The sequence below is a fragment of the Saccharopolyspora gloriosae genome (genome assembly GCF_022828475.1).
GTDB classification, from domain to species: domain Bacteria; phylum Actinomycetota; class Actinomycetes; order Mycobacteriales; family Pseudonocardiaceae; genus Saccharopolyspora_C; species Saccharopolyspora_C gloriosae_A.
This window is the reverse complement of the sequence record NZ_CP059557.1, coordinates 1715488-1742018: the sequence shown is the minus strand read 5'-3', so window position 1 is coordinate 1742018 and position 26531 is coordinate 1715488. Positions and strand designations below refer to the sequence as shown.

30 protein-coding genes are annotated in these 26531 nt (G+C 69.2%); 13 read left to right on the top strand and 17 right to left on the bottom strand.

The genetic code is table 11. From position 1 onward, the window contains the following. Window positions 1-52 precede the first annotated feature (52 nt). The 3 genes from H2Q94_RS07590 to H2Q94_RS07580 all read left to right on the top strand — a co-directional run bounded on the left by H2Q94_RS07590 (window position 53) and on the right by H2Q94_RS07580 (window position 847). Window positions 53-328: a Scr1 family TA system antitoxin-like transcriptional regulator gene (locus H2Q94_RS07590; RefSeq protein WP_243793570.1), complete on the top strand. Its 276-nt coding sequence runs from the start codon at window positions 53-55 to the stop codon at window positions 326-328. Window positions 329-348: 20 nt separating this feature from the next. Continuing rightward, window positions 349-519, top strand: coding sequence for a DUF397 domain-containing protein (locus tag H2Q94_RS07585; RefSeq protein WP_397545440.1), 171 nt, complete (start codon window positions 349-351; stop codon window positions 517-519). Window positions 520-619: 100 nt separating this feature from the next. Continuing rightward, window positions 620-847 (top strand): DUF397 domain-containing protein, encoded by a 228-nt coding sequence (locus H2Q94_RS07580; RefSeq protein WP_243793569.1) that lies wholly within the window; start codon window positions 620-622, stop codon window positions 845-847. A gap of 12 nt (window positions 848-859) precedes the next feature. On the opposite strand, the gene H2Q94_RS07575 is transcribed toward H2Q94_RS07580, so the two are convergent. Next, window positions 860-1552 (bottom strand): DUF305 domain-containing protein, encoded by a 693-nt coding sequence (locus tag H2Q94_RS07575; protein WP_243793558.1) that lies wholly within the window; start codon window positions 1550-1552, stop codon window positions 860-862. A 164-nt stretch (window positions 1553-1716) separates the two neighbouring features. On the opposite strand from H2Q94_RS07575, the gene H2Q94_RS07570 reads away from it, so the two are divergent. Together H2Q94_RS07570 and H2Q94_RS07565 are read left to right on the top strand one after the other, a co-directional pair. Then, window positions 1717-3165, top strand: a complete 1449-nt coding sequence (locus tag H2Q94_RS07570) for an LVIVD repeat-containing protein (RefSeq protein WP_243793556.1) — start codon at window positions 1717-1719, stop codon at window positions 3163-3165. A gap of 375 nt (window positions 3166-3540) precedes the next feature. Further along, window positions 3541-4365, top strand: coding sequence for an IS5 family transposase (locus H2Q94_RS07565; RefSeq protein ID WP_243788901.1), 825 nt, complete (start codon window positions 3541-3543; stop codon window positions 4363-4365). Between the two features lie 179 nt (window positions 4366-4544). Here the strand turns inward: H2Q94_RS07565 and H2Q94_RS07560 are convergent, their stop codons facing one another. The 5 genes from H2Q94_RS07560 to H2Q94_RS07540 form a co-directional block, all read right to left on the bottom strand. Then, window positions 4545-6704, bottom strand: a complete 2160-nt coding sequence (locus H2Q94_RS07560; RefSeq protein ID WP_243793553.1) for a putative bifunctional diguanylate cyclase/phosphodiesterase — start codon at window positions 6702-6704, stop codon at window positions 4545-4547. A 269-nt stretch (window positions 6705-6973) separates the two neighbouring features. Beyond that, window positions 6974-7858, bottom strand: a complete 885-nt coding sequence (locus H2Q94_RS07555) for an oxidoreductase (protein ID WP_258718670.1) — start codon at window positions 7856-7858, stop codon at window positions 6974-6976. A gap of 444 nt (window positions 7859-8302) precedes the next feature. Further along, entirely contained in the window at window positions 8303-9043 is a 741-nt protein-coding gene (locus H2Q94_RS07550) for a M50 family metallopeptidase (RefSeq protein WP_243793551.1), read from the bottom strand. Window positions 9044-9360: 317 nt separating this feature from the next. Continuing rightward, a complete protein-coding gene (locus tag H2Q94_RS07545; RefSeq protein WP_243793550.1) occupies window positions 9361-10674 on the bottom strand; it encodes a M20 family metallopeptidase in 1314 nt (437 codons plus the stop codon). 44 nt (window positions 10675-10718) lie between these two features. Continuing rightward, window positions 10719-11468, bottom strand: a complete 750-nt coding sequence (locus H2Q94_RS07540; protein WP_243793549.1) for an EI24 domain-containing protein — start codon at window positions 11466-11468, stop codon at window positions 10719-10721. A gap of 189 nt (window positions 11469-11657) precedes the next feature. On the opposite strand from H2Q94_RS07540, the gene H2Q94_RS07535 reads away from it, so the two are divergent. Together H2Q94_RS07535 and H2Q94_RS07530 are read left to right on the top strand one after the other, a co-directional pair. Then, on the top strand, window positions 11658-12590 hold the full coding sequence (locus tag H2Q94_RS07535; protein ID WP_243793548.1) for a YihY/virulence factor BrkB family protein: 933 nt from the start codon (window positions 11658-11660) through the stop codon (window positions 12588-12590). An 87-nt stretch (window positions 12591-12677) separates the two neighbouring features. Beyond that, window positions 12678-13721 carry an iron-siderophore ABC transporter substrate-binding protein gene (locus H2Q94_RS07530; RefSeq protein WP_243793546.1) on the top strand — a complete coding sequence of 348 codons (1044 nt, stop codon included), beginning with the start codon at window positions 12678-12680 and terminating at the stop codon, window positions 13719-13721. 46 nt (window positions 13722-13767) lie between these two features. Here the strand turns inward: H2Q94_RS07530 and H2Q94_RS07525 are convergent, their stop codons facing one another. The 3 genes from H2Q94_RS07525 to H2Q94_RS07515 all read right to left on the bottom strand — a co-directional run bounded on the left by H2Q94_RS07525 (window position 13768) and on the right by H2Q94_RS07515 (window position 15515). Next, the gene (locus H2Q94_RS07525; protein WP_243793544.1) at window positions 13768-14709 is read right to left on the bottom strand and encodes a DUF5996 family protein; all 942 of its coding nucleotides are present in this window, start codon (window positions 14707-14709) and stop codon (window positions 13768-13770) included. A gap of 336 nt (window positions 14710-15045) precedes the next feature. Beyond that, window positions 15046-15237, bottom strand: a complete 192-nt coding sequence (locus tag H2Q94_RS07520; RefSeq protein WP_184481106.1) for a hypothetical protein — start codon at window positions 15235-15237, stop codon at window positions 15046-15048. Beyond that, on the bottom strand, window positions 15234-15515 hold the full coding sequence (locus H2Q94_RS07515) for a hypothetical protein (RefSeq protein WP_243793542.1): 282 nt from the start codon (window positions 15513-15515) through the stop codon (window positions 15234-15236). Before H2Q94_RS07515 ends, H2Q94_RS07520 begins: the two co-directional genes overlap by 4 nt. Before the next feature lie 11 nt (window positions 15516-15526). Here H2Q94_RS07515 and H2Q94_RS07510 point away from each other — a divergent pair, with 11 nt between their 5' ends. After that, window positions 15527-16495, top strand: a complete 969-nt coding sequence (locus tag H2Q94_RS07510; protein ID WP_243793541.1) for a helix-turn-helix domain-containing protein — start codon at window positions 15527-15529, stop codon at window positions 16493-16495. Continuing rightward, window positions 16492-16821 (top strand): DUF397 domain-containing protein, encoded by a 330-nt coding sequence (locus tag H2Q94_RS07500; protein WP_397545439.1) that lies wholly within the window; start codon window positions 16492-16494, stop codon window positions 16819-16821. Before H2Q94_RS07510 ends, H2Q94_RS07500 begins: the two co-directional genes overlap by 4 nt. A 68-nt stretch (window positions 16822-16889) precedes the next feature. On the opposite strand, the gene H2Q94_RS07495 is transcribed toward H2Q94_RS07500, so the two are convergent. Both H2Q94_RS07495 and H2Q94_RS07490 read right to left on the bottom strand, forming a co-directional pair. Further along, window positions 16890-17228, bottom strand: a complete 339-nt coding sequence (locus tag H2Q94_RS07495) for a hypothetical protein (protein ID WP_243793540.1) — start codon at window positions 17226-17228, stop codon at window positions 16890-16892. 56 nt (window positions 17229-17284) lie between these two features. Further along, complete coding sequence (locus H2Q94_RS07490; RefSeq protein WP_243793538.1) at window positions 17285-17455, bottom strand: ArsR/SmtB family transcription factor; 171 nt, start codon at window positions 17453-17455, stop codon at window positions 17285-17287. Here H2Q94_RS07490 and H2Q94_RS07485 point away from each other — a divergent pair. The 3 genes from H2Q94_RS07485 to H2Q94_RS07475 all read left to right on the top strand — a co-directional run bounded on the left by H2Q94_RS07485 (window position 17432) and on the right by H2Q94_RS07475 (window position 19550). Then, window positions 17432-17647, top strand: coding sequence for a muconolactone Delta-isomerase family protein (locus H2Q94_RS07485; RefSeq protein ID WP_243793534.1), 216 nt, complete (start codon window positions 17432-17434; stop codon window positions 17645-17647). The genes H2Q94_RS07490 and H2Q94_RS07485 overlap by 24 nt on opposite strands. Before the next feature lie 258 nt (window positions 17648-17905). Beyond that, window positions 17906-19006, top strand: a complete 1101-nt coding sequence (locus H2Q94_RS07480; protein ID WP_243793531.1) for a methyltransferase domain-containing protein — start codon at window positions 17906-17908, stop codon at window positions 19004-19006. A 175-nt stretch (window positions 19007-19181) separates the two neighbouring features. Beyond that, window positions 19182-19550 (top strand): SseB family protein, encoded by a 369-nt coding sequence (locus tag H2Q94_RS07475; protein ID WP_243793528.1) that lies wholly within the window; start codon window positions 19182-19184, stop codon window positions 19548-19550. A gap of 45 nt (window positions 19551-19595) precedes the next feature. On the opposite strand, the gene H2Q94_RS07470 is transcribed toward H2Q94_RS07475, so the two are convergent. Genes H2Q94_RS07470 through H2Q94_RS07460 form a run of 3 tightly spaced genes read right to left on the bottom strand, consistent with a single transcriptional unit; the run spans window position 19596 to window position 22169 of the window. After that, window positions 19596-20711: a zinc-dependent alcohol dehydrogenase gene (locus H2Q94_RS07470; protein ID WP_243793526.1), complete on the bottom strand. Its 1116-nt coding sequence runs from the start codon at window positions 20709-20711 to the stop codon at window positions 19596-19598. Continuing rightward, a complete protein-coding gene (locus tag H2Q94_RS07465; protein ID WP_243793525.1) occupies window positions 20708-21745 on the bottom strand; it encodes a zinc-dependent alcohol dehydrogenase in 1038 nt (345 codons plus the stop codon). Before H2Q94_RS07465 ends, H2Q94_RS07470 begins: the two co-directional genes overlap by 4 nt. Beyond that, window positions 21738-22169, bottom strand: coding sequence for a tautomerase family protein (locus tag H2Q94_RS07460; RefSeq protein WP_243793523.1), 432 nt, complete (start codon window positions 22167-22169; stop codon window positions 21738-21740). Before H2Q94_RS07460 ends, H2Q94_RS07465 begins: the two co-directional genes overlap by 8 nt. An 88-nt stretch (window positions 22170-22257) precedes the next feature. Here H2Q94_RS07460 and H2Q94_RS07455 point away from each other — a divergent pair, with 88 nt between their 5' ends. Further along, window positions 22258-22839, top strand: a complete 582-nt coding sequence (locus H2Q94_RS07455) for a TetR/AcrR family transcriptional regulator (protein WP_243793521.1) — start codon at window positions 22258-22260, stop codon at window positions 22837-22839. 165 nt (window positions 22840-23004) lie between these two features. Here the strand turns inward: H2Q94_RS07455 and H2Q94_RS07450 are convergent, their stop codons facing one another. From H2Q94_RS07450 to pdhA, 3 genes are all read right to left on the bottom strand, one after another. Then, on the bottom strand, window positions 23005-24252 hold the full coding sequence (locus H2Q94_RS07450; protein ID WP_243793519.1) for a dihydrolipoamide acetyltransferase family protein: 1248 nt from the start codon (window positions 24250-24252) through the stop codon (window positions 23005-23007). Between the two features lie 91 nt (window positions 24253-24343). Next, window positions 24344-25339: an alpha-ketoacid dehydrogenase subunit beta gene (locus H2Q94_RS07445; protein ID WP_243793516.1), complete on the bottom strand. Its 996-nt coding sequence runs from the start codon at window positions 25337-25339 to the stop codon at window positions 24344-24346. A gap of 83 nt (window positions 25340-25422) precedes the next feature. Continuing rightward, the gene (gene pdhA / locus H2Q94_RS07440; RefSeq protein WP_243793514.1) at window positions 25423-26517 is read right to left on the bottom strand and encodes a pyruvate dehydrogenase (acetyl-transferring) E1 component subunit alpha; all 1095 of its coding nucleotides are present in this window, start codon (window positions 26515-26517) and stop codon (window positions 25423-25425) included. Between the last annotated feature and the right edge of the window lie 14 nt (window positions 26518-26531).

The following is a 26531-nucleotide window of genomic DNA, read 5'->3' as shown; positions in this document are numbered from 1 at the left end:
CCTTGAGCGGGTCGTGGGCAAGCCGTCGATCATGCGTGATCAGCTTTAACGATTGCTCGATGTCGCCGAGCAGTCGGATGTCACGATCCAGATCTTGCCGAAGGACTGCGGTGGCAGTCCCGGTTTGGAGGGCGACTTCGCAGTCCTGAGCCTTCCAGAACCCATCCCCGACATCGGCTACACCGAAGGGCCTGCGGGAAGCCTCTATTCGGAGGATCGAGATCAGGTCCGGGCTTGCACGCTCCGATTTGGGGCGCTGACAGAGATTTCCCTGTCCCGCGCGGACTCCGCAGATGCGATCATGAAAGCGAAGAAGAGCTTCGAGTGATCGTGCGGAAGGGGAACCCCATGTCACAGCTCGACGGAAATGGCAGCCTGAACTGGCGCAAGAGCAGCTTCTCTGGCGGGGGAAGCAATGGTGGCGGTCAGTGTGTGGAGGCTGCCGCGTTACCCGATGGCCGCATTGCGGCGCAATGGCAAGCTCCCAGAAGAGGGTGCCGTGTTGTTCACCCGTGCTGAGATGCTCGCGTGGGTGCAGGGCGTCAAGGCCGGGGAGTTCGACGACCTCACCTGAACCGCGCGGAACCCGTCCCCGGGTGATCGGGCGGAAGGGAGTCTCATGTCAAAACTCGATGAGTACGCCGATCTGACCTGGCGGAAAAGCAGTTTCTCCGGCGGCAGCAACGGTGGCGGTGGTCAGTGCGTTGAGGCTGCCGCGTTGCCGGACGGGCGGGTAGCCGTGCGCAACAGCAACCACCCCGAGGACGGTGCCGTGTTGTTCACCCGGGCCGAGATGTTCGCGTGGGTGCAGGGCGTCAAGGCCGGGGAGTTCGACGACCTCACCTGAGCCGCGCGGAACTCAGCCCCCGGCGGCGAGTTTCCGCATCGTGGTGATCTCGTCGGATTGCGTGACGAGGACGTCTTGCGCCATTTCGTGCAGCTGCTCGTCGCGGCCGGTGGCGAGCACGTCGGTGGCCATCGCGACCGCGCCCTCGTGGTGCGCGGTCATCAGCTGGAGGAAGAGGCGATCGAACTCCGCGCCGTCGGACTTTTCGAGCTCCACGAGCTGCTCGGGCGTCGCCATGCCCGGCATCGGCTGGGACTCGGCGCCGTGACCGGAATGCCCGTGCCCCGAGTGGCCCTCGTGCGCTGAACCTCCCGGGTTCTCCGGCAGATCGTGGGTGCCGAGCCAGCCGCGCATGGCGCCGATCTCGACCGGCTGCACGCCGCCGATGCGCGCGGCGAGCGACCGCACCCGCGGGTCCTCGGCTCGGGTCTCGGCGAGGTCCGTCATGGTCACGGCCTGCTCGTGGTGGACGATCATCATCCGCACGTAGTCCGCTTCGGCCGCCACCGGTGCGGGGCTCGCGAGGTGTTCGCGGTCCAGCGACGGCACGACGCTCGGTTCGTCACCGGGCGCACCGGGCAGGACCACGGGAGGGCCTGCCGGTTCCTCGGCAGCGGGTTCGCCGCTCGTGCAGCCCGCGGTCGCCAGCAGCGCCACCGCGCACCAGCCCGCCGCGACCAGACCGGTCGTCGCGCGTCCGAACATGTCGTCCCCGACTCTCCCCGGCCTCGCGGCAGCGATTTCACATGTTGAAACAACCACTCGGCCTATTGGTTCGACCATCTCGGTACAAGATACTGATCAGATGCGGTCGGGGTAACCGCTGTTCCACAACGGCCGGTAACCGGCCGGACAAATGGGGTGATGGTGTGGGTATCGGTCAGCGCAGCAGGAGGCGCGTCGCGGGGGTCCTCGCCGCGACCGTGCCGTTAGTGCTCGGCGTGGTGTTCGCCGCGCCGTCCTCGGCGACACCGCCGAACGAGCATCCCGAGGACACTTCCGGTGCCGCCGTGCAGGCACGGCCCGCGGACACCGATCACAGCGCGAACATCGAGCACTTGGCGAACGTGCCGAAGCAGGCGCCGTTCGACAACCTCGACGCCTACGGCACGGACATCGCGTTCAAGGGCGATCACGCCTACGTCGGCAACTACGACGGTGTCGTCGTCTACGACATCAAGCAGCCGGAACAGCCGAAGGTCCTCACCCAGATCGTGTGCCCCGGCGGGCAGGGCGACGTGTCGATCTCCGGGAACCTGCTGTTCGTCTCCACGGACTACCCGCGCACCAACGACAGCTGCGACAGCCAGGAGACCGACGCCGCCGACCCGCAGGGCTGGGAAGGCATGAAGGTCTTCGACGTGAGCGACCCGGCGAAGCCGCGCTACGTCTCCGCGATCCCCACGGATTGCGGCTCGCACACGCACACGCTGGTGCCGGACAAGGCCGGTGAGGCCGTGTACCTGTACGTCTCGTCGTACGGACCGTCGGCGGAGTTCCCGAACTGCCAGCCGCCGCACGACAAGATCTCGATCATCAAGGTGCCGTTGGACAACCCGGCCGCGCCCGAACTCATCGACGCCCCGGTGCTGTTCCCGGAGGGCGGCAACCCCGGTGCACCCGAGGGCATCAGCGAGACCACCGGCTGCCACGACATCACCGTGTTCCCGGAGCGCGACCTCGCCGCCGGGGCGTGCATGGGTGACGGCGTGCTGTTCGACATCTCCGATCCGGCGAAGCCGAAGGTGACCGAGCGGGTCCGCGACGACGAGAACTTCGCGTTCTGGCACTCCGCCACGTTCAACAACGACGGCACGAAGGTCGTGTTCACCGACGAGCTGGGCGGTGGCGGCGCCGCCACCTGCAACTCGCAGGTGGGGCCGCATCGCGGCGCGGACGGCGTCTACGACATCACCGGTTCCGGGGCGGACGCGAAGCTGAACTTCCGCAGCTACTTCAAGCTGCCCCGCGAGCAGGCCGACACCGAGAACTGCGTGGCGCACAACGGGTCCCTGATCCCCGTGCCGGGCCGCGACATCATGGTGCAGGCCTGGTACCAGGGCGGTGTCTCGGTGTGGGACTTCACGGATTCGGCGAATCCGCAGGAGATCGCGCACTTCGACCGCCCGCCGTTCGACCCGAATGAGCTCCAGCTCGCCGGATCGTGGTCGGCGTACTACTACAACGGCCACATCTATTCCAGCGGCATCCAGGAAGGCCTCGACGTGCTCGCGCTGAACGACCCGCGCACCGACCCGGCCAAGGACGTCCGCTACGAGGAGTTCAACCCGCAGACCCAACCGGTCTACGCGAGCTGAACCAAGCACCGAGTCGGCCCCGCTCAGCATCCGCCGAGCGGGGCCGATTCACGTCCGAACCACCACAACAACACCCACACCGGACGGCAAAGCCGTGCAGTGGGCGGCAAAGCCCACCTGCCTTACGGCGAAGCCGTGCCCTAGGCGGCAAAGCCCACCTGCCTCGCGGCGAAGCCGTGCCCTAGGCGGCAAAGCCCACCTGCCTCGCGGCGAAGCCGTGCCCTAGGCGGCAAAGCCCACCTGCCTCGCGGCGAAGCCGTGCCTCGCGGCCGAAGGCCGTGCCTCAAGCGCGCAGCGCTTAGGGGTCCTTGCAGAATGATCTTGTTTTGGCATGGTGGGGGTGTGTGTTGATCGCGTTTGTGGTTGGAGCGTGGGATGTCTCGCCCGAGGCCGTGGGAGGTCAGTGACGAGCTGTGGGCGGTGATCGCACCGTTGCTGCCCAGGCATGAACGAAGGTTTCGGCATCCGGGGCGGTGTCGGATCGATGACCGTAAGGCGTTGCAGGGTGTGTTGTTCGTGCTCTACACCGGTATCCAGTGGGAGTTCCTGCCCCAGGAACTCGGGTTCGGTTCGGGCTCGACGTGCTGGCGCCGGTTGGCGGAGTGGCAGCAGGCCGGTGTCTGGGAACAGCTGGAGGAGGTCCTGCTGGCCAAGCTGCGTGCGGCCGATCAGCTGGATTTCTCCCGCGCAGTGGTGGACTCCTCGCAGATCCAGGCCAAACGAGGACGTGGTTCCCCAAAAGTGGGCAAGAGCCCGGTTGATCGGGGCAGGCCGGGCTCGAAACACCACATCATCACCGACGCCCGCGGAACCCCGCTACAAGTGCTGCTGACCGGCAGCAACCGCAACGACGTCACCCAGCTGATACCGCTGATCGAGGCGGTCCCACCGGTACGCGGAGTCCGAGGCCGACCCCGCCGCACACCCCGTCACGTCTACGCCGACCGCGGCTATGACCACGACAAATACCGGCACCAGCTACGGGACCGCAACATCACACCCCGCATCGCACGTCGCGGTGATCAGCACGAATCCGGCCTCGGCACACTCCGCTGGGTCGTCGAAGCCGCCTTCGCCTGGCTCCACGGTCCCCGCAAACTCCGCATCCGCTGGGAAACCCGCGACGACATCCACGAAGGCCTACTCCACCTCACCCACTGCATGATCCTCGCCCGCAAACTCCTTGCCACAGCATTCTGAAAGGACCCCTTAGCCCACCTACCCAAAACGACCACCGGCGGGTTCTCAGCGGCCTTCTCGCGAGGACAGCGATTTCGCTGAGTAGGTGGCTACTTGAGAAATCGATCCCGCAGCGAGAAGGCCGCTGAGGTTCCGCTACCCGGACACCAACGCAAAACGAGCCGACGTCTGAGGAGAACTCAATCGTGCGAGTGCGGCGGCTGCGCAACCCCAAAAGCACGCAGCAAAGCCTGCGCATCCCACGCAGTAGCCGGCGCCCCGTAAAGCGACCCCACAGCGAAGTCACACCCGGCCTCAACCCAATGCCGCTGCTGCTTCTCGTCCGAGATGTCCCCGGTACAGATCTTCACCCCACTGTCATGCATCAACGGGATGAGTTGCCACACCGCACGCACAGCCGGATCGTCCTGGTCTTCGCAACCGTGAACCATGTCGACCAGCTCCTCGGCCAACCGCGCCCCTTCCACCGGAATGCGGCGCAACGACCGGAGTTCCGGCGCGGAACCGGAGAAGCTGTGCAGCAGCGGACGAACGCCGAGGTTCCGCAGCAGGCGGATGTTCTCCAGCATTTCCTCGGACGCGTCCATCACCGCCCTCGTCGGCATCGCCAGGTGCATCCACTTCGCGTCGAGATCACCGTCCTCGATGACGGATCGCACCAGCGCCACCAGATCGGGGTCGCGGACCTGGTTTTCGCTGAGCTCCATCAGAAAGCAGGTGCCGTATCCGGCTCGGTTCCAGGTGGCGACCTGTTCCCAGGCCGCGCGCAGCATCCAGTCCCGCAGCGCCAGCGTCACGCCGGAGCGTTCGGCCAGTTCCAGGCATTCGCTGTGCCCGAGCGCTCCGTGACCTGGCGGGCTCCACCGCAGCTGCGCCTCGACGCTGATCAGGGATCCGGTGGCCAGGCTCACCGTCGGCCGGTAGCAGACTTCGAACTCGCCGAGTTCCAAAGCGCCCGGCATGATCGCCGCCAGTTGCGCCTCGGTCCGCTCGTCGGGGGCCAGGTCCGGGTCGTAGAGCTCCCACTGGCGGGCTCCGGCGATCTCCGCGCGGCGCAGTGCCACGTCGGCCGCCCACATCATGTTCGTCGGGTCGCCTTCGGACACGGTGCGGCGCACCACGCCGATGCTCGCCGAGGTCGCGATGCCGTGCTGGCCGATGTAGATCGGCTCCGACAGCTCTTCGTTGATCAGCGCGGCGAACTCCGGGATCGCCGGGGTGTGCGGGGATTCGCTGATGAGGATGGCGAATTCGGTGCCGCCGAAGCGGGCGACGAGCGCTTCCTCGTTCTCCACCAGCTGCTCCAGCCGGTGCGCGACGGCCCGGATCACCTTGTCCCCGGTCTCGTAGCCGAGACCGTCGTTGATCAGCTCGAACCCGTCGAGCCCCAGGTGGTAGAGCGTGAGCATGCCGTCCGGCGGGAAGTTCCCCTGCGCGGCCTCCAGGCGGGTGCGGAAGTACTGCCGGTTCGCCAACCCCGTCATCGCATCGTGCAGCGCCTGGTACTGGATGCGTTCCTGCAGCAGGTAGAGGTCGCTGATGTCCTCGACCATCGTGACGATGTGCTTCGGTTCCCCGTCGGCGCCGCGCAGCAGCGACACCGCCAGGTACGTCCACGCCTGTTCGCCGTCGGCGCGCAGCAGCCTGCGTCGCTCCCGCAGCCGCTGTCCCGGCCCGCCTTCGGCGAGTTCGGCGTAGGCGGCGTTGAGGTACGCGGCCTCCTCGGGGTGGAACAGATCGTGGACGGCCATCGTCAGCAGCTCGTCCTCGCTGTGCCGGAGGATCTCGGCCAGCGCGGGGTTGACCTCCATGAACCGGCCGTCGAGGTCGCTGATGGCGACGCCGATGGGCGTGCTGGTGAACACTTCGCGGAACCTGGCGTCGCTGGCCTTGAGCTCCCGGTCGGCGCGCAGCAACGCCTGCGTGTTGTTGCGCCGTTCGACTTCGGCGCGTTCCCGGTCGGCCGCCGAGTAGGCCGCGGCGATCGAGGTGAGCAGTTGCAGCAGGTGTCCCACCGCGCCCACTCCGGATTCGCCGACGACGCAGTCCCGGATCAGTTCCAGCGTGCACGCCAGGCTGCGGTCGCCGGTGGCGTGCAGTTCGACCAGCCGCTCCCCCACGATGCGGCCGGATTCCTCGGCGCGCGCCGGGTCCTGCAGCGCCTCGGCCAACTCGTCGACGAGTTTCGCCAGCTCCTGCTGGAGATCCGCCTCGGACAACCGGATGTCCGGGGAACAGTCGATAAGGCGTTGCGCCCACCGCAGGACCAGCGTCGCGCGCCACCCGGTGCGTTCCGGCAGCGGCCCGGCCTCGTTCCCCGTGTCGAGGGGGTCACCCATGCTCAGTTCACCTGTCCGTCGACCACGCCGGCGGACTTGACGCCGGCCCGGGGGAGATGGCGGGTCACCAGGAAGCGGGCGTCTCGCCCGGAGGCTGCGCAGCCTCCGGGTTCGTCACACCACGTTGGTCCCCGAACGTCTCCCCGTGCCCGCAAGACTACTGGGTGATGTCCAGTACGTGGAGCACCGTCCACATGCCTCATCCGACCACCGTCCATGCCACGTTCGTGATCATCATCCCCCGGACGGTGGCATCTCCATCACTGGGTTCACTCCGCGGCCGCGCCTTCGCTCACGAGGGCGTTGAGCTCGGCGAGGTCGGAGTCCGTCAGCTCCACCCGATCGGCCGAAGAGTTGGCTTCCAAGTGCTCGATCGACGAGGTGCCCGGGATCAGCAGCAGGTTCGGCGACCGGTGCAGCAGCCAAGCCAGTGACACCTGAGCGGGAGTGGTGTCGTGACGTTCCGCGACCGCCCGCACGACCTGGTCGCCGCGCACCCGGCTGTCGGCGACGAACGCGGAACCGAGCGGGAAGAACGCCGCGAACGGCACGTCCAGCTCGGCGGTCCGGTCCAGCAGCTCCGCGGAACCGCGGTCGAACACGTTGTAGGCGTTCTGCACCGCGACGATCGGCGTCACCGCCTGCGCCCGCTCGAACTGCTCGAGCGTCACGTTCGACAGGCCGATGCCGCGCAGCAGGCCCTGTTCGCGCAGTTCGACGAGCGCGCCGAGCTGGTCCTGCAAGGTGATTCCCGGCTGATCGACGATGTGGCGCAGGTACACCACGTCGAGGGTGTCGAGGTGCAGGCGGCGCAGGTTGTCGTGCACCTGGGCCTTCAGCGCGTCCGGGTGCGCCAGCGGGGCGAAGGCGCCGTGGTGATCCCGGTAGGCGCCGATCTTGGTGGCCAGCACCAACCCCTCGGGATAGGGGTGCAGGGCCTTCGCGATGAGTTCGTTGACCACCCACGGCCCGTAGAAGTCGCTGGTGTCGATGTGGTCGATGCCCAGTTCCACCGCGCGGCGCAGCACGGCCTCCGCGCGGGCCGGGTCGGCGGGCGGGCCGAGGACTCCGGGGCCGGCGAGCTGCATGGCGCCGAATCCGATGCGGCGCACTCGGCGGACACCTGGCAGATCGAGAACTTTGGTCGTCGTCACCTGGTGATGCTGCGTCACGGGACCGGTTCAGGGCAAGGCTCCGGAGCCGGCCACTGTGGACTTCCGAGCGGCGTCCAGGCCCGTCACAGGTCTGGTCCACTAACCCCGAAGCTGCCCCGACGACGACCGGGCGCCGCGCCGGGCACCTCTGAAGTGAACGGACCGTTCGCCCAATCTAGTTGGACGAACGGTCCGTTCACCCACTCCCAAGCCCTCCCGAGCACGCCGACACGAGCGCCGTGTTTCGAGTGAACGGACCCTTCGCCCAAAGACATCGGACGAACGGTCCGTTCACCCACTCCCAAGCCCTCCCGAGCACGCCGACGCGAGCGCCGTGTTTCGAGTGAACGGACCGTTCGCCCAAGGGCATGGGACGAACGGTCCGTTCACTCCATTCGAGTCGCCGTCGGGCACCTGGCGCGGTCGCCGAGCGCGGCGGGGTGGTCAGAGCTGCGGGATGAGCAGCAGCCAGCGCCCTCCGATGAGCAGCGCGGCACCGCCGATCAGGAACCAGATGCCGAGCCAGGCCGCCGCCGGGACGCGGACGAGCCGGGCGAGCTGGTCGGCGTCCGAGCTCGGCGCCCGGCCCCTGGTGCGCTTGCCGCGCAGCTCCGCGATCGGGCGCAGGCCGCCGAACAGCAGGAACCAGCTGAACAGCACGCAGCACGCGGCCTGCCACTGCGGACTGGCGAACCAGGACACGGCGAACAGCAGCCCGCCGGTGACCACGATGGAGAGCACGCCGTAGGCGTTGCGGATGGCCAGCAGCATCAGCGCCAGCAACGCGATCGCCGCCCACAACGCGGGCCGCGCCTGGTCGAACGAGACCAGCGCCGCGCCGCCCAGCCCGAGCAGCGACACCGCCGGATACCCGGCGAACAGGGTGAACACCATCCCCGGCCCGGTCGGGCGGCCGGTGGACAGGGTGAGCCCGGAAGTGTCCGAGTGCAGCCGGATGCCGTTGAGCTTGCGGCCGCTGAGCAGTGCCACCACGGCGTGGCCGCCTTCGTGCGCGATGGTCACCACGTTGCGCAGCAGCCGCCACGATCCGCGGTTGACCACCAGGCCGAGCGCGACGAGACCGAGCAGCAACGTGAGCGCGGAACCGGAGTCGAGCAGCTCCGCACTCCAGGACCTGACTAATTCGTCCACAGTAGACACACCAGGGGTTTCGGGTTCATCCATCGAACGGGTGCCGATCGTACGCAGCACCCCCATCGGCACCGGCAGGACCGCTGCTCCAGTCCACCCGGCACCTCACGAACTCCTCAGGTGAACGGCCCCTTCACCCTCCAACACCTCGAAAAACCACGTTTTCAACCCCGCAACGACCACGGCCCCCACAACCCCTCGAATCCAAGGTGTTGCGAGGACCGCTAGAACCCGCCCGGGTCAAACGGGCCATTCACTCCGAACGTCGGCTCAGGTGAATGCCTCCTTCGACCGGTCGGACCGGCCAAAGGAAGCGCTCACTCCGAACGCCGGCTGGGGCGGTGTGCTGGTCAGTCGAAGAAGGCGGGGACATCGAGGGGGCCGCCCGCCGACTCGAACTCGGCGTGCACGGCGGTGCGCAGACCGTCGTCGGCGAGGTAGTCGATCGCCGTGAGGGCGAGCCCCGCCGCGCCGTCGAGCACCGCCCGGTCGCCCGCCTCGGACCCGGCCGCGGTGGCGAATCCCGCCGTGTGCAAGGACAACCCGGAATCCCCCAAGCCGATCATCGGGTGCATCGCGGGCATCCGGAAGCTGAGGTTGCCGAGGTCGGTGGAGCCGGTGAGGTACTCGGGAACCACCCCGCGCGGCAGGGAGGTGCGGCCTCGGCGGGACTGGTGCTCGGCCCAGCGCGCGGCGAGCGCGTCGTTGTGCCGGATCGGCAGGTACGGGTACTGCCGGTCCCAGACCAGTTCCACTCCGCAACCGGTCATCTCAGCGGCGCCGTGGGCGATGCGATCGATGCGATCCGCCAGGTCCCGCAACGTGTCCGGGTCGGCGGAACGCACGTAGAACTGGGCGGCGGCACGCTCCGGCACCACGTTCGGGCGCTGGCCGCCGTCGGTGATGATCCCGTGCACCCGATCACCGGAGGGCATGTGCTGGCGCAGCGCGGACACGCCTTGGTACGTCGCCACCACCGCGTCCAGCGCGTTGCGGCCCATGAACGGCTGCGCGGAGGCGTGCGCCGCGATGCCGTGGAAGATCACGTCTACCTGGCGGCGCCCGAGGAACGGGTGGGTGGCCACGTCGTGGGAGAACGGGTGCAGCATCACCACGGCGTCCACGTCGTCGAACAGGCCCGCGCGCGCCAGGATCTCCTTGCCGCCACCGCCTTCCTCGGCCGGTGTGCCGATGAGGCTCAGCCTGCCGCCGACCTCGTCCAGGGCGGAAGCGGCGCCGAGGAAGCCTCCGGTACCGGCCGAGCAGATGATGTTGTGCCCGCACGCGTGCCCCACCCCGGGCAACGCGTCGTACTCGGCGAGCACCGCCACGTGCGGGCCGCCGGAGCCCGCGGTCGCCAGCAGCGCGGTGGGCAGCTCACCGACCCCGACCTGCGCCTCGAACCCGTTGCCGCGCAGCAGATCGGCGACGGCCGACACCGCGTGGTGCTCGGCGAACCCCTCCTCCGGATGCGCGTGCAGGTCGTGGCTGAGCCCGAGCAGCGCCGCCGCCTGCTCGTCGAGCCGGGACTCCACGCGGGCGCGCACCGCTTCGGACGCTCCGCCGAACTCGGAGCGGATCGGCTCGGCGGTGGCCACGGCGCGTTCGGTCGCGGCCGCGACCGACTTCAAGTACGAGTCGTCAGGCGAGGTGGGAACAGTCATTCCCGCACTGTAGGCCGCGCCGATGACCATCCGGTTTCACCGGGTCAGGCGGCTACCTCGGCGTCGAGGTACCGGTGCGCGAGCAGGGTCCCGCCGACCACCGCCGCCGGGATCACAACGAGTTGCGCCACCGGGATCAGGCACAGCAGGTAGGTGGGCAGGCTGAAGCCGAGGGTGCGGGCCTTGTTGGCCGACAACGAACGCTGCCGGTCGCGCACGGTCAGGCCGCGCCGCTGGAACACGAGCCCCACCATCTCCAGCGCCACCACCCAGGCGCCGAACACGGCCGCCAGCACCGGCACCACGGTCTGCCCGATGGCCGGGATGAAGCCGAGGAAGAACAGCAGCACGGCCCCGACCAGCGCCACCAGCACCAGCTTGATCGTGTCCCGCAGGCCCCGGCCGAACTGCTTGGCCGGCCCGGCGCCGTCGTCGCGGGTGTCGAGCCCGAGGCGCTGCTCGGCCTGTTCGGCGATGTGCTCGTAGAACGGCCCGCCGATCAGCAGCGTCACCGCGATGAACGACACCGAGGACAGCAGCGCCGCCGCCCCCACCAACGCCACGCCGAGCACCACGCGCAACGCCTGACGCAGCCACTCGGCCCACCCGTCGGCGAACGGCGTCAGCCACGACACCAGGTCGCCGCTGAAGTACAGCAAGGTTCCCAGCGCGCCCAGCAGCAGGAACATGCTGATCAGCGCGGGAATCGCACCGATGAGCAGCAGCCGAGGGGACCGCAGGATCAGGCCGAGTCCCGTTCCGAGCGTGCGGGCTCCGGCGAGGAAGTTCTTCATGCTGCTCCAAGAACGGCGGATCTTCCCTGCAAAGGTATCCGGCCCGATTTCACCGCCCGTGACCGGATCACCTCGCTACCGCACCGATTTCAGTGACGTACCACACTTTGACGTAACACTGATCGCGACGTGGAACTCAGAGTGGCCGCGACCGGCGTCGGAAACGACGCGGGGCCGGAAGGGGAAACCGTGTTGACACCGCAGAGGACGTTCGCCGGTCGGCTGTGGCACGCGCAGCCGCAGAATCGGCAGCTGCGCGGCCTGTGGCGGCTCACGAAGAAAACGATCGTCGCCAGCGCCCGGTACCGCCTGACCGGACTGGCCGGTGAGGCGGCGTTCTTCACCCTCATCTCGATGCCACCGGTGCTACTGGGCCTGGTCGGCACCCTCGGCTACCTGGCCGACGTGCTCGGCGGCGGCACCATCGCGGCCGTCCGCGAAGCACTGGTGACCGGAGCCTCCACGGTGCTGTCCCAGCAGGCGATCGACGGGCTGCTGCAACCGGTGCTGGACGAGGTGCTGAGCTCCGGGCGGGCCGGAGTGATCTCCATCGGTTTTGTGCTGGCGCTGTGGTCCGGTTCGGCGGCGCTGAACGTCTTCATCGACACGATCTCCGTCGTGTACGGCATGGGCGGGCAGCGCAACATGGTGCGGCAGCGGCTGATGTCGGTCGGCCTCTACACCGCGGCCCTGTTCGGCGGCATCGTGCTGTTGCCGATGCTGGCGATCGGTCCCTCGGTGATCGCCCACTGGTTCCCGCAGGCCGCGGTGATCGTGTACTCGCTGTACTGGCCGGTGATCGTGATCGGTTCGATCGCGTCGCTGTGCACGCTGTACTCGCTGGCACTGCCGCTGCGCGCGCCGTGGCTGGAGCACCTGCCCGGTGCGGCGCTGGCGCTGCTGGTGTGGGTGGGCGGCAGCCTGGCGCTGCGCGTCTACCTGGACGTGACGATCGAGCACTCCCCCGTTTACGGTGCGCTGGCGGCGCCGATGGGCGTGCTGCTGTGGCTCTACGTCACGGCGTTCGCGGTGCTGCTCGGCGCGACGGTCAACGCGGAGCTCGACAGCGTGCAGCCGTCGCGGCGCACCGCGCTCGCCCGCCGGGAGCTCGCCGAGGAGTGAGCGGGGAAGCCGCGCAACTCACACCACACTGACGTGCGAGTTTGTTAGGTTAGCCTTCGCTTGACTGCACCGGATGAAGGATGCGCGATGACCACTGCTGACCGAACGCACCCGCAGGACGAGTCCCTTCGAGGCGGAACGCGCCTGGGCAGGCGCGGTTTCCTCGCCGGCGCGACCGGTCTGCTCGCCGCCGGGCTGGTGGGTTGCGCGGGAGGTTCGCCCACTTCCTCCGGGCAGGCCGCAGGCCCCGGATTCCCGGTGCGGATCCCGAACAAGTTCGGCACCTCCGAGATTCCCGCCGCCCCCGGCAAGATCGTGTCGCTGGGCATCACCGACCACGACGTGACGCTGCCGCTGGGCATCGTGCCCGCAGGACTCACCCCGTGGGGGCCGTGGGAGTCCGGAGTCGGCCCGTGGGTCGAGCCGATGCTGGGCCAGCAGAAGCCGAAGCAGCTCGGCACCGACGTCGACGTCGAAGCCGTGATCGCACTGATGCCGGACGTGATCCTCGGCGTGCAGAGCGCGTTGACGCAGGACCAGTACAACCGGCTCAACGCGTTCAAACCGGTCGTGGCGCAGCCGCCGAACGCCATCGACTACGGCGTGAACTGGCGGGTGCAAGCCGAAACCATCGGTCAGGCGCTGGGAAAGAAGGCCGAGGTGGACAAGCTCATCGCCGACACCCAGGCCCGCATCGACCAGACCCGGCAGGCCAACCCGCTGTTCGAGGGGCGCACGCACGTCACGGTGCGCACCGACTCCGCGGGCACCTACGCCGCGTACACCAAGCAGGACGCCCGCACGGCGCTGCTGGAACAGCTCGGCCTGAAGCTGGCGCCGTCGATCGACGGGATGGACAGCGGCGGCAAGTTCAACGTGAAGGTCAGCAAGGAACAGGTGTCGCTGCTCGACGCCGACGTCGTCATCGTCACCACCGCGAAACCCACGGATGTGGCGGCGGTGAAGGCGGATTCGCTGCTGAACAACCTGCCCGCGGCCAAGCGCGGATCGCTGCTGGTGCTCGACGACTACGACCTGACGATGGCGCTGGGTTCGGCGACGGTCTCCAGCATTCCGTTCGCACTGGACAAGCTCACGCCGCTGCTCACCGAAGCGCTGCAGAAGCTGTGAGGTCTCGGCGCGGACGACTCGGTCTTGATCGAGTCGCCCGCGTCGATCACCGCGGTGACGGGAGCCGGGCCGGGTCCACTTCGAGCAGCGAGCGGTCCCAATCACCGTGCTGGGCCGCCGCCGCGTAGCTGGAGCGCAGGAACTCCAGCAACGTCGCGTCCGGATCTTCGGCCGTGCGCACCGCTTCGTAGGGCAGCACAAACTCCCCGAGGTCCGGCAGGTATTCCGCGTCGGCCGGGCTAACCGGGTGGTCGGCGAAACCGGCGGGTTCCGGGTAGGCGTAGGAGTAGAACAGCCCTTCGCCGTCGCCTCCGGGCCAGAACCCGCAGCTGCTGAGCTCGTGCGAGTAGCCCTCCACCATCACTTCGTCCGGGCAGTTCGGCGCACCGCCGGGGTGCGGCGGTGCGGGCCTGCCGGAGAACCGGGTCACCGCCAGGTCCATCGCGCCCCAGAAGTAGTGCACGGGACTGGCCTTGCCGAGGAATTCGGCGCGGAACTCCCCGAAAACGCGGTTCGCTGCCACCAGTTGCCGCCACCACAGGTGCGCGCTCGCCGCGTCGTAGGAGGCGTGCACGGTGTCCTCGTCGAACGGGATCGCCCGCTCGACTTCGTTGGGTGCGCCGTGGATCGCGGTGGTGAGGTCGAGCTCGTCGAGCGCGGCCATCGTCTCGCGGTAGAACAGCGCCACCGGTTTCGGCTCCAGCACCACTTCGCGCTGCTCGCCGTCAGCGGAGCGGATGCGCAGCACGTAGTCGCAGAAGTCGAATTCGGCGTCGAAGCTCCGCTGCCCGTACGGCACCGCCGAGGTCGTCAGGCCACGCGGAGACACGTACAGCGCCGTCTGCCACCAGTGGTTCATCATCGGCGCCAGCGCCAGCCGCACCTTGCCGACGATCTGCGTCCACAGCTGCAAGGTGTCGCGCGTGTCGGCCCACTCGTCGACCCGCAGCCGCGGCCAGCCCACGGCCTCCTGAACCCGTCCTGTCATCACGCCCTCCCCGGTCGCGTCCGGACCCCATGTTGAGCGCCGCCACCGGTGAACGCAGCCGCCGCACGTCTCGAAAACCGCAGGTCACATCGGGGCCGAAGGACTCTTCCGGAAGAAGCGTGGTCCCCCCGCGCGGTCCGGTGGGAGGACCGCGCGGGGAGACCGACCGGGTGGCGCGGGGCGCGGCGCCGCCCGGTCACCACCGGCAGCCACGCGGGAGGACGCGGGCGCCGGTGGAGGCCCCGCCGGGCGCTCGTGGTCGGGGAGGCGCGAGCGGCCCGGCGGGGCACGGCCCGCCACCGGGGAAGGCACGGCGGCGAACCGGGTTCGGAAAGGTCACGGGGCGAGCAGGGCGACGCAGGACGCGCACTCCCGCCGGTCTTCGTCACCGCGGCGCGGCCGGTCCAGCAACCGGTGGACGCGTCCGGAGATCGGATGCCCGCAGGCACCGACGAGCACCGGGCCTGCGGCGGCGCGGTCCACCACGTGCCAGGTGGAGCACCACTCCGAACTGACCCACGCGGTCATCCCGCTTCGAGCTCCGGCGCGATCGCCTCGCACGCCGTCACCCTGGACCGCAGTGCCATGACCCGAGTGCACGCCATGCACGGCATGCCGAGCAGATCGGAGATCACCTCGGCGTCGGCGACGGTGAGGCGTTCCTCGCACAGCGCCAGGTAATCGCCGTCCCGCAACGGCATCGCCACGTGCACGACCCGCTTCGCCTCCCCCACCGCCCCGGCCCGATACCGCACCCGCACGGGGAAAGCGGCGACGGTGCGCCCGCCTGACCGTTCCTGCTCCACGTCAAACCCCCTTGATCAGCTCCACCCACGAAGCAACGTTCCACATAGTCACCAGTGCTGCATGCATCAACTATGGCGGCGTGCATCTGACTGGACAAGATCCACCTTCGGGTGATGAGGCCGGGCGCAGGAAGTCACGACTTACGATGTTCGACATGGCGAGCAGCGCAGACACTCCAAGGGCTCGCGCGCTTGGGGTCGAGCTTCGAAAAGCACGACAGGCCACCGGAATGAGCACTCGGGAGCTGGCCGAACTCGTAGATCGCAGCGGCTCGCACGTTTCACGTTGGGAGAACGGGAAACTCACCCCGAGCGAAGCGGACACCGCGACGATCCTCGCCGTCCTCGGAGTCACCGGAAGCGAACGCGACCAAGTCCTCGAGCTGGCCCGGGATGCTCTTCAGCCCAACTGGGTCGCGCCGGGGACCGACAAGCAGCTGGCAGCACTGACCGAATACGAGCGGACTGCGACGCTCATCATCAACGTGGAACCGTTGATGATTCCGGGACTGCTGCAAACCTACGACTACGCCCGGCACATCATCGGGGAGTTCGGGGCTTCCAGTCGCAGCGAAGCCGAACAGCGCGCTCAGCAGCGCATCGGCCGCCAGCACGTCCTGAGCGGGAAGCGACCGAAACGACTTCTCGCGATCATCGGCGAGGCAGGACTCCGCTACCCGGCATGCCCGCACGACGTGATGGCCGAACAGCTCGATCACCTGAACCACCTGGGCACGCAGGACAACATCGAGATCCAAGTCCTCCCGATCGACCGTCCATCCGGCCCCGCCATGAGCGGTTCCTGGGCCTTGCTCGAGTTCGCGCAAGCCAAGCCGGTCGTGCAGCTGGAGCACTACTACTCGTCCACGACCATCACGGACGTCAAAGCGGTGAGCAGGTATCGAGTCGCTGTCGAGACGCTGCGCAAGGCGGCACTGAGCCCGCCCGACTCGGCGAACCTCATTGCCGGAATTTCATGAGAGGAACCGCGATCATGCTGAACGATCACAGCACCGAGAACTGGCGAAAGTCCAGCTACAGCGGCGGAAACAACTGCGTGGAAGTCGCCCGAGTCGACGACGGCGCCTCTGGGCGCCACGCGAAGAACTTATCCGCCACCGCCGGCGGATGGCGCAAGAGCAGCCGGAGCAGCAACGGCTCGAACAACTGCGTCGAGGTCGGCCGGGCGGGCGGTGGTGCTGCTGTGCGGGACACCAAGGATCGTGGTGCCGGGTACTTCACGGCCACGCCCGACCAGTGGGTCTCGTTCCTCGACGCGATCAAGTCCGGTCGCTACGACGGCTGAGCGCGCTCGCGTGAGTGCTGATCGCGGCTGATAACAGCCGCACGGCACCGAGTTCCGCTCCGGCCCGATCAGTCCAGGTCGACGTGGACGTGGACCTTGCCGCCTTCGTCGCGGACCGCGCGGGCCTGGCCGGTGCGCCGCTCGCCGCCGACTTCGAGGGCGATCGGGCCGGATTCCTGGAAGTTGCGCCACCAGCGCTTCTGGTCGGGCAGTTCGACCTTGATCGTGGCACCGCTCTCGGTGCGGCGGATGGCGACGACCAGTGAGAACTTCCGGCCGGAGCGACGGCCCTGGTAGGTCACGATCGCCATGCTCGTACCGCCGGCGTCCGGCCATTTCCCGAACCGCGCGACGAGCGGCGCGACGGCCTTGTTGACCCAACGCCCGGCGACGGACACGACTCCCACGGCGACCACCCGATTTCGTTGACGACACCCGTGATCGACTCTACGCCGCCGAATCGTCAGGCGGCTTCCTCCGCGATCGAGCGCAGAACTCCGTCCAGAGCGGTGGAAAAGCGGTCGAACGTGTCCGCGCGCAGCGACACGAAGCAGCGGGTCCCTTCGAAGCGGCAGCGCACCACGCCCGCTTCCCGCAGCACCTTCATGTGGTGACTGAGCGTCGACGGACCCACCTCCACGGCGAAGTCGTCCCGCTGGTGCTCGTCGCGGTCCGCGAGGACCGCCAGGGGTCCAACGTCGGCGTCTGGGTCGCGGTCGACGCCGAGGAGCTGCACGACGTGCTCTCCGACCTGCCGCTCTGGCCGTGGGCCGACATCGAGGTGACCCCGCTGATCACGCACGTCCTGGTCACCGACGCGAAGTAGCACCGCTCAGCCTGCGGATCAAGGAAGTTCACCGCACCCGATCTTGCGGATTCTTTCACCCGGCCACGCCTCCCGTAGCACCATTCCGTTCGGCACCCTGGAATTCGACGCACTTCCCAGCGCAGGAGGCGAACGATGGGCAGACGGGACGCCGACCGGGACGGGCAGGGCACCCCGCAACCGGAGAAGTGGGAGACCTGGGGCAGCGAGGACGACGGCAACAAGCACGAAGGCGACGAGGGCAAGGAGTAGGCCGTCGTGACCGCGTGGCGTGCCCGGCTCCCCGTGCCCAGGGAGGCGTTCGTTCCGCCGGTGATCTGGGACGACGACCCGGAATCGGACGGATTCGCTCCGGTCTCCCGCACGAGCGAGCCCGCGCGGTGGCGTACCTTGGTCGACGCCGACGAACCCGTCGTGACTCAGGTCGAAGACGGGCGGAACCACGAAATCGCGCGAGCACCGACCAGCTCGTGCAGCAGGCCGTCGCTCGTCGCCGACATGCTCGACGCACTGGAAGTGCGACCAGGCCAGCGGATTCTCGAAATCGGCACCGGCACCGGGTGGAACGCGGCGCTGCTGCGCGAACGAGTCGGCTCGGCGGGTCACGTCACCACGGTCGAGATCGACGCGGACGTGGCCGAGCAGGCTCGGCGCGCACTCGCCGCGACCGGCCACGAAGCCGTGGTCGTCACCGCCGACGGCAGCGGCGGACACCCGGCGGGAGCGCCGTACGACCGGGTGATCGCCACCGCCTCGGTGCGAGCCGTGCCGCAGGCGTGGATCGACCAGGCTCGCGACGGCGGGTTGATCCTGACCCCGTGGGGCACCGACTACGGCGAGGATGCCTTGACACGGCTGGAAGTTCGCCCGGACGGCTCCGCGAGCGGGCGGTGCGGCACCCGCCTGGCGTTCATGCGGATGCGCGGGCAACGCCGCCACCACCTCGATCCCACCGACGCGGAACTGGCCGCCGCCGACCGGACCATCACCTCGCGGCGCGGTCCGGAACTGTTCGACATGGTGGAGTTCTCCCGAGCCGCCTTCACCATCGGCCTGCGCGTACCGCACTGCTACCTCACCGTCGACGATCGCGACGACGAGCACCGCGACGTCGAACTGCACGACCTCCGCTCGCGGTCCTGGGCGAAAGTCGCCATGGTGCGCGGCGAGCACCCGTGGACCGTGCACCAGCTCGGCCCCCGTCACCTGTGGGACGAGGCCGACGCCGCATACTCGTGGTGGCTGAGCAACGGCGAACCGGCCGCGGACCGCTACGGGCTGACCATCGCACCCGGCGGCACGCACGCGGTGTGGCTGGACGAACCGGACGGCGAACACAGCTGGACGCTCGACACCTGAAGCACCGGACACCTCCGGCGGCCTCGGCACTCGTTCCCACCGGACCATGCCACGCCGCCTGCCCAGCGACGATCCTCTCTCCCACGCCGAACTCCGGATCCGATCTCGCCGAACCCGGCGCGGAGCGGTCCCCTCCTCGGTAGCCTCCGCGCCACCGCGGAAAGGAGGCGTCGCAATGCCGGAAGAGCCGGAGCTGGTCGTTGTCGCCGAACGCGCGCACCGGTCCGAGACCGGATCGCGTGCCGTGTTCAAAGCGCTCGCCCGGTCCTACCTCTACGCCCGCACCAGCGAGGACGCACCGCTGCTGCACGTCGCCGACCTCGGCGAACGAGGCCGGTGGGCATCGGTGTTCAGCACCCGCGAACGACTGGCCGCCACCATCGGCGAGTGCGACGCGATCGGGATGCCCGGCATGGACTTCCTCGAATTCGTGCCCACCGGAGTCGGCCTCGTCCTCGACCCCCGCGACCCGCACGCCCTGCCCCTGCCGCCGCACCTGCTCGACCAGGCAGCCGCAGCACTCGGCGTGACCAGATCGACATGAGCGACCACGGCAGGACACTCGAAACCGACCTCGACACGTTCATGATCAACTCGCGAGCGGGTCTCGCCGCAGCACCACCTTGGTCGTCTTCGCCGTGTACGCGGCTGGGGCATCGCCCCAGTCGGCCGTCAGGGTCGTGACCCGTTCGGCGGGAAACCCGGTCCGGGCCACGAAATCCAGCATCTCCGGCAGGAACGCGCGAGCGTGCGAGACACCGAGGCGGAGGGTCGCGTCCGTGGCGTACATCCGCATCAGGGGCACGCGGGTGCCAGTGGCCACGTAGTAGCCGACGGCCGTGCAGACACCACCGGGCGCAACCGAACGCAGCGCGCGCCGCAACCCGGCAGCACCGGACGTCGCTTCGATGACGACGTCGTAGCCGCCGTGCTCCCCGCCGCGACGCCCGGCCGGGCAGGCGCGTGCGCCGAAGGACTCCGCGATCTCCCGCCGCCCCGCGTCGTCGTCGAGGTAGTCGACGGCGCTCGCGCCGTGGGCGACGGCCAGTCCCGCCGCGAGCAGGCCGATGCTCTTCGCACCGCCGCCGAGCACCAGCACCGAGCCGCCTTCGCGCTCCGCCAACGGCGGCACCACGGCGCGCCAGGCGTCAGCGAGGTTGTCGCTCGCCGACGCGACCCGCAGCGGCGGCACCCCCGGCGGCACGGGCACCAGCATGTGCTCGGCGAACGGAACCCGGATCTCGTCGCTGATCATGCCGCCCCACGGGCCGCTGGCCGAGCCGAACCCGAAGGCCGCCAGCTCGCCGCGCGCGGCGGTGGAGCACTTCGAGGTCAGGCCGCGCGAGCACCTTTCGCAGCTACCGCAGGACACCGCCCACGGCACGATCACCCGTTGCCCGATCCGAACCCGCCGCACCTCCGGGCCGACCGCGACGACCTCGCCGACGCATTCATGCCCGATCGGGAACGGCCCCTTGAACGGCACCGAACCGCAGATGCAGGCCACCACCGGGTCGATCACGCCCAGCGCCAAGCCGGCCTGCATCGCCCGGGACACCGGCCGGTGGATCGGCAGCGTGTCACCGTCGCACCGGCCCGCGACGAACGGCCGCACGATCGCGTCGCCCGGCGACTCGATCACCGGGGCGTCGCGCTCCCGCCACGACAACTTCCCGTGCCGCTCGAAACGGAGTTCCCAGGTCACGACGTTCCCGGCCGTCCGCTCAAGAGCTCGGCGTCCCGCACGAAGACCGGCTTGAGATGCCGTTCCGGCAGGACCTCGGGCAGCCGCTCCCAATCGAAGACCTCGGAGACCACCCGGCTCGGATCGACCCTCCCGGACCCGGCGAGTTCGAGCGCTTCCGGCAGGTGGGCGCGCACGTTGTCCCGCGCGATGCGCAGCGTCACGCCGGTCAGGTACATGTCGAGCAGCGGCAGCGCACCCGGCCGGAAGTGGTTGCCCGCGCTCTCACAGAACCCCTCCGGCGCGAGTGAGCGCAAGGCCAGTTCCAGCTGGTCGACGCGGCCCGTGGACTCCACCGCGAGGTCGAAGCCGTGGCGGACCGGCTCGATCTCGGCGGCGGTGCGGGCACCGTAGCCCTCGGCGATCGCCCGGTGCGCCGGGTCGGGATCGACGTAGAGCACATCCGAGGCACCCAGCGCTTTTGCGATGTCGCAGACGTAGAGCCCGATGCTGCCGCGAGCGAGCACCAGCACCCGCCCACCGGGCCGGGCCGCCAGGTGCGGGGCGACCAATCGCCAGGCCAGCGGCCAGTTGTCGCTCGCCGACGCCATCGCGACCGGGTCGAGCCCGGCGGGAAGCGGCACCAGCATCGCATCGGCGAACGGCACCCGGACCAGGTCGGAGAACAACCCACCCCAGTTCCCGCCGAGCGGCGCCCCGAACATCGCCATGTGCGGCACCGCCGTGCAATGCGCGAACAACCGCTCGCGGCAACGCTCGCACCGCCCGCAGAACACCGACCACGGCACCACCACGAGATCTCCCGGCACGACGTGGCCGACGGAGTCACCGACGTCCACGACGCGGGCCACGCTCTCGTGGCCCAGCGCGAACGGCGGGTCGATCGGCCCGTGCCCGGCGAGGATCGCGGAATCGACGTCGCACGAAGTGGCCGCCACCGGTGCCACGATCGCCTCACCGGCGGATTCCACCGCGAGGTCGGGAACGTCGCGCCACCGCACTTCGCGGCGCGCCACGTAGGTCAGCTCACGCACCGGCCCGCTCCCCCTTCGCGAGGGCCATCAGGTCCTCGTGGCGGAAGATCGAACCGCCGACTCCCCACGTGCCGTCGGGCTGTTCGTGCACCAGCACCCACACCCGTTGCAAGTCGTGCGCGGCGAGCCCCGCGGCCTCCGCGACGATCGTGGTCACCTCGCTGACCAGGCCCGCTTTGCGGCGCTCGGACAACGCGCCCTGCGGCACCGTGACCTCCACCCGGAACCGCGGGAGCTCGTCCTCGGCGGTGCGCTGCGCGCCCGCAGGCAGCTCGGTGAGGTAACTCCACGCGAGCGAACGGAAGAACGCGGTGTCCGGAGCTCCTTCCCAGCGCAGCAACGCCGCCGCCAGCGCGCGTTGCATGTCGCCATTCTCCTGTTCGGGCACCGCACCGGACGGAACGGTCAGCTGAATCATCGGCATGTCGCTCTCCTCCCACCGTCTATAACAGTCGTCATAACCGGGCCCAAGCTAAACTATGACGACCGTTATAGCCAAGAGGTCGAGAGCGATGAACCAGTCGAACCAGCAATCCCGCCGACGAATCGTCGCCGGTGCCGCCGACATGATCCGCAGGCGCGGCCTGAACGCCACCAGCGTCCGCGAACTGGCCAAGCACGCCCAGGCACCGCTGGGCTCCACCTACCACTACTTCCCCGGCGGCAAGCGGCAACTGGCCGCCGAAGCCGTCCGGTTCGCCGGAGACGACGCGGCCCGCACACTGCGCGCGGAACTGCAAAGCGGTCCCGCCGACGGGTTGCGCGCCTTCCTCGACCTCTGGCGGAACCTCCTCACCGCCACCGACCACCGAGCGGGTTGTCCCGTGCTGGCGGTCGCGGTCGAAGAGACCGACGAGGACGCGGCGGAACCCCTCGCAGCCGCCGCCGAAGTCTTCGCGCACTGGGAGTCGCTGCTCGCCGAATCCCTGCGCGCACACGGCGCATCCGGGCAGCAGGCCGAGCAGATCGCCACGCTCGTCGTCGCCTCCGTCGAAGGCGCCGTCGTGCTGTGCCGCGCCCAACGCAGCACCCGCCCCCTGGACCGCGTCGCCGCCCAGCTCGACACCGTGGTCACCACGGCCACTTCGGCGTGAAACGATCACCGGACCACTGCTCCGGGACGCTTCAGCCACACCTGCACTGCCCCGAGCTCGCAGCTACGGATCATGAAGCCGCGTTGAGCTCACTCTGATCCGGAAAGCAGAACGGCCCGCCCACCGCGAAGTCGCGGGGTGGGCGGGCCGTTCGGTGCTGCTGGGTCAGGCGATGATGCGCAGCGGGTCTTCCAGGAGGGCGGTGAACTGCTGGAGGAGCGCCGCGCCCACGGCGCCGTCGATGGCGCGGTGGTCGGCGGAGAGGGTGACGCGCAGGATCTTGCGGGCCACGACCTCGCCGTCGCGCAGCTGCAGCTCGTCCTTCGCCGCGCCGACGGCCAGGATTCCGGCCTCCGGCGGGTTGATCACGGCGGAGAACTGCTCGATGCCGAACATGCCCAGGTTCGAGATGGTGAAGGTGCCACCGGACATCTCGTCCAGCTTCAGCTTGCCCTCGCGAGCCCGCCCGGCCTTCTCGCGGCCCTCGGCGGCGATCTCCGAGACGCTCTTGCGGTCCGCGTCGGGGATGACCGGCACGATCAGGCCGTCCTCGATGGCGACCGCGACGCCCAGGTTGATGCGCTTGTGCTTGATCAGCTTGTCGCCGCCGAAGGAGACGTTCACCGCCGGGTTCGCGCGCAGCGCCGTGGCGACCGCCTTCACGACCAGGTCGTTGATGCTGACCTTCGGGCCACCCGCCGCCTGCAGCCGCTCGTTGAGCTTCGCGCGGAACTCGACGAGCTCCGTGACGTCGATGGCGCTGGTCAGGTAGAAGTGCGGGGCCTGCTGCTTGCTCTCGGTGAGCCGCTTCGCGGTGACCTTGCGGATGTTGCTCAGCGGCACCTCCTCCGCGTCCGCCGGAGTCGCCACCTGCGGCACCGGGGCCGGGGCGGCCGGGGCCTGCGCGGCGGGCGCGGCCGGAGCGGGAGCCGACGAGGCGGCGGCCTCGATGTCGGCGCGGATGATCCTGCCACCGGGGCCGGTGCCCTCGACCGAACCGAGATCCACCCCGAGGTCCTTGGCCACGGCCTTCGCCAGCGGCGACGCCTTCGGCTTCGCACCCTCGGCGACCGCGTTGCCGTTGGTGGGGGCGGGAGCGGCGGCGGGCTCGGCCTCCGGGGCCGGTTCCGGCTTCGCCGCCGGCGCGGCGGCCGGAGCCGACTGCGCCGCCGAACCGGAACCGTCACCGACCAGCGCGATCGGCGTGCCGATCGGCACCGTCTGGCCCTCCTCGACGAGCAGCTGCTCCAGCACGCCGTCGTCGAAGGCCTCCAGCTCCATGATGGCCTTGTCGGTCTCGATGTCCGCGACGACCTCGCCGCGCTCGATCGAATCGCCCACCTTCTTGCGCCAGGCGGCGATGACGCCTTCCTCCATGGTGTCGGACAGGCGGGGCATCTGGATCTCAGTCATCTGCACATTCCTCGGGAACTCTCAAGTCTCGTGGTGAACCGGTTCGTCGTGGCTCCCGGGGTCCGGCCCGAACGCACGACTCGGGTCGGGCTCAGCGGCGACGGCCGACGGCGTCGAGCGTCTCACGCACCGCGGTCGTGAGGGACTCGGCGGACGGCAGCGCAGCCGTCTCCAGCGGCTTCGCGTACGGCAACGGGACCTCGGCGGACGCGACCCGGCGCACCGGGGCGTCCAGGTAGTCGAAGGCACCGTCCGAAATGGACGCTGCGATCTCCGCTCCGATGCCGTAGGTCAGCCAGTCGTCCTCCGCCACGACCGCGCAACCGGTCTTGCGGACCGAGTTCACGAACGTCTCGCGGTCCAGCGGGCGCAGGCTGCGCAGGTCCACGACCTCGGCGTTGATGCCTTCCTCGTCGTGCAACTTCTCGGCGACCTGGGTGGCCACGCCGGCCATCCGGGAGTAGCCGATGATCGTGATGTCGGTGCCCTCGCGGGTCACCGCCGCCTTGCCGATCTCGGCGGGCTCCACGTGGTCCGGGACCTCGCCCTTAGTGTTGTAGAGCGCCAGGTTCTCCAGGAACAGCACCGGGTCGTCGTCCCGGATCGCCGCCAGCAGCAGCGCCTTCGCGTCCGCGGGCGTGCTCGGCGCGACGACCTTCAGGCCCGGCACGAACGCGTAGTACAGCTCGATGTTCTGCGAATGCGTCGCACCCAGCTGCTGCCCGCCGCCGCCCGGCGTGCGCAGCACCATCGGCACGCTGGTCTGGCCGCCGAACATGCCGTAGATCTTGGCCGCGTGGTTGACGATCTGGTCCAGCGCCACCAGCGAGAAGTTGATCGTCATGAGCTCCACGACCGGGCGCAGCCCCAGCATCGCGGCACCCACCGCGGCACCGACGAAGCCCTCCTCCGCGATCGGCGTGTCGCGCACCCGCTTCTCACCGAACTCGTCCAGCAGCCCGGCGGTGATCTTGTAAGAGCCCTCGAAGACACCGATCTCCTCACCGATGAGGAACACGTCGTCGTCGCGGTGCATCTCGTCGCGCAGGGTGTCGTGCAGCGCCTGGCGGTAAGTGATGACGGCCAAGAGTCGTTCTCCTGAAGACATGCCGCGGGCGGTACCCGGCGATCACACCGGGCACCGCGCGACGGCTAGAGATGAGAGTGCGGTCAGAACACCGGGTCGGCGGGCAGCCGGCGCGAATCGTTGGCGACCGGAGTGGCGTAGGTGTAGTCGAACAGCGTCGAAACCTCGGGATGCGGGCTGTCGTCGGCGAAAGCGACCGCGGCGTCCGCGTCGGCCTGCGCCGACCGCTCGATCTCCTTCGCGCCGTCCTCGTCGAGCACACCGGCCTCGACCAGCCGCGCCCGGAAGTTCGCCACCGGGTCGTTGTCGCGAGCCTCCTGCACCGACTCCTCGCTGCGGTACTTCGCCGGGTCGACGACGGAGTGGCCCTTGAGGCGGTGGCTGACCGCCTCCAGCAGGGCCGGGCCGCCGGATTCGCGGGCGCCCTGCACCAGCCGCGTCGCGGTGTCGCGGACGGCCAGCACGTCATTGCCGTCGACCCGCTCACCGTGCATCCGGTACGCCGAAGCGCGCTTGTAGAGCTCCGACTCCGCCGAGGACTTCTCCACCGTGGTGCCCATGCCCAAGAAGTTGTTCACCACCACAAAAACCACCGGCAGGTTCCACAGCGCGGCGATGTTCAGCGCCTCGTGGAACGCGCCGATGTTCGTCGTGCCATCGCCCATCTGGCACATCACGACCTGATCGCCGTCGCGGTAGTCGATGGCCAGCGCGGCACCCGTCGCCAGCGGAATCTGGCCGCCGACGATGCCGTAGCCGCCGAGCAGCCCGGCCTCCACGTCGAACATGTGCATCGAACCGCCCCAGCCCTTGGAGGTGCCGGTGGTACGGCCGTAGAGCTCCGCCATCACGCGTCCGGGCTCGATGCCCTTGGCCAGCGCGTAACCGTGCTCGCGGTAGTTCGTGAACAGCAGGTCCGTCTTGCGCAGCGCCGACATCAAGCCGACGACGGTGGCCTCCTCGCCCAGGTTCAGGTGACAGTAGCCACCGATCTTGGCCTGGGTGTAGCCCTGCGCGGCGCGCTCCTCGAAGCGGCGGATCAGCGTCATCTGCTGGAAGTAGCCGCGCAGCAGCTCGGCCGACTCACCGGAGAACGGGCCGCTGTTCGCGGCGCTCGCCGAACTGCGGCGGGACTTCGCGCGGGTGGCGGGTTTGGTGCGGGTCGCGGTCTCAGCCATCACGGAACCCTTTC

What these genes read in the sequence shown, in the direction of transcription:
- H2Q94_RS07450 (WP_243793519.1), bottom strand. Translation starts at nt 24,252, where the DNA reads ATGACTGAGATCCAGATGCCCCGCCTGTCCGACACCATGGAGGAAGGC.
- H2Q94_RS07585 (WP_397545440.1), top strand. Translation starts at nt 349, where the DNA reads ATGTCACAGCTCGACGGAAATGGCAGCCTGAACTGGCGCAAGAGCAGC.
- H2Q94_RS07475 (WP_243793528.1), top strand. Translation starts at nt 19,182, where the DNA reads ATGCCGGAAGAGCCGGAGCTGGTCGTTGTCGCCGAACGCGCGCACCGG.
- H2Q94_RS07575 (WP_243793558.1), bottom strand. Translation starts at nt 1,552, where the DNA reads ATGTTCGGACGCGCGACGACCGGTCTGGTCGCGGCGGGCTGGTGCGCG.
- H2Q94_RS07525 (WP_243793544.1), bottom strand. Translation starts at nt 14,709, where the DNA reads ATGACAGGACGGGTTCAGGAGGCCGTGGGCTGGCCGCGGCTGCGGGTC.
- H2Q94_RS07460 (WP_243793523.1), bottom strand. Translation starts at nt 22,169, where the DNA reads ATGCCGATGATTCAGCTGACCGTTCCGTCCGGTGCGGTGCCCGAACAG.
- H2Q94_RS07500 (WP_397545439.1), top strand. Translation starts at nt 16,492, where the DNA reads ATGAGAGGAACCGCGATCATGCTGAACGATCACAGCACCGAGAACTGG.
- H2Q94_RS07560 (WP_243793553.1), bottom strand. Translation starts at nt 6,704, where the DNA reads ATGGGTGACCCCCTCGACACGGGGAACGAGGCCGGGCCGCTGCCGGAA.
- H2Q94_RS07530 (WP_243793546.1), top strand. Translation starts at nt 12,678, where the DNA reads ATGACCACTGCTGACCGAACGCACCCGCAGGACGAGTCCCTTCGAGGC.
- pdhA (WP_243793514.1), bottom strand. Translation starts at nt 26,517, where the DNA reads ATGGCTGAGACCGCGACCCGCACCAAACCCGCCACCCGCGCGAAGTCC.
- H2Q94_RS07520 (WP_184481106.1), bottom strand. Translation starts at nt 15,237, where the DNA reads ATGACCGCGTGGGTCAGTTCGGAGTGGTGCTCCACCTGGCACGTGGTG.
- H2Q94_RS07550 (WP_243793551.1), bottom strand. Translation starts at nt 9,043, where the DNA reads ATGGATGAACCCGAAACCCCTGGTGTGTCTACTGTGGACGAATTAGTC.
- H2Q94_RS07580 (WP_243793569.1), top strand. Translation starts at nt 620, where the DNA reads ATGTCAAAACTCGATGAGTACGCCGATCTGACCTGGCGGAAAAGCAGT.
- H2Q94_RS07455 (WP_243793521.1), top strand. Translation starts at nt 22,258, where the DNA reads ATGAACCAGTCGAACCAGCAATCCCGCCGACGAATCGTCGCCGGTGCC.
- H2Q94_RS07565 (WP_243788901.1), top strand. Translation starts at nt 3,541, where the DNA reads ATGTCTCGCCCGAGGCCGTGGGAGGTCAGTGACGAGCTGTGGGCGGTG.
- H2Q94_RS07545 (WP_243793550.1), bottom strand. Translation starts at nt 10,674, where the DNA reads ATGACTGTTCCCACCTCGCCTGACGACTCGTACTTGAAGTCGGTCGCG.
- H2Q94_RS07540 (WP_243793549.1), bottom strand. Translation starts at nt 11,468, where the DNA reads ATGAAGAACTTCCTCGCCGGAGCCCGCACGCTCGGAACGGGACTCGGC.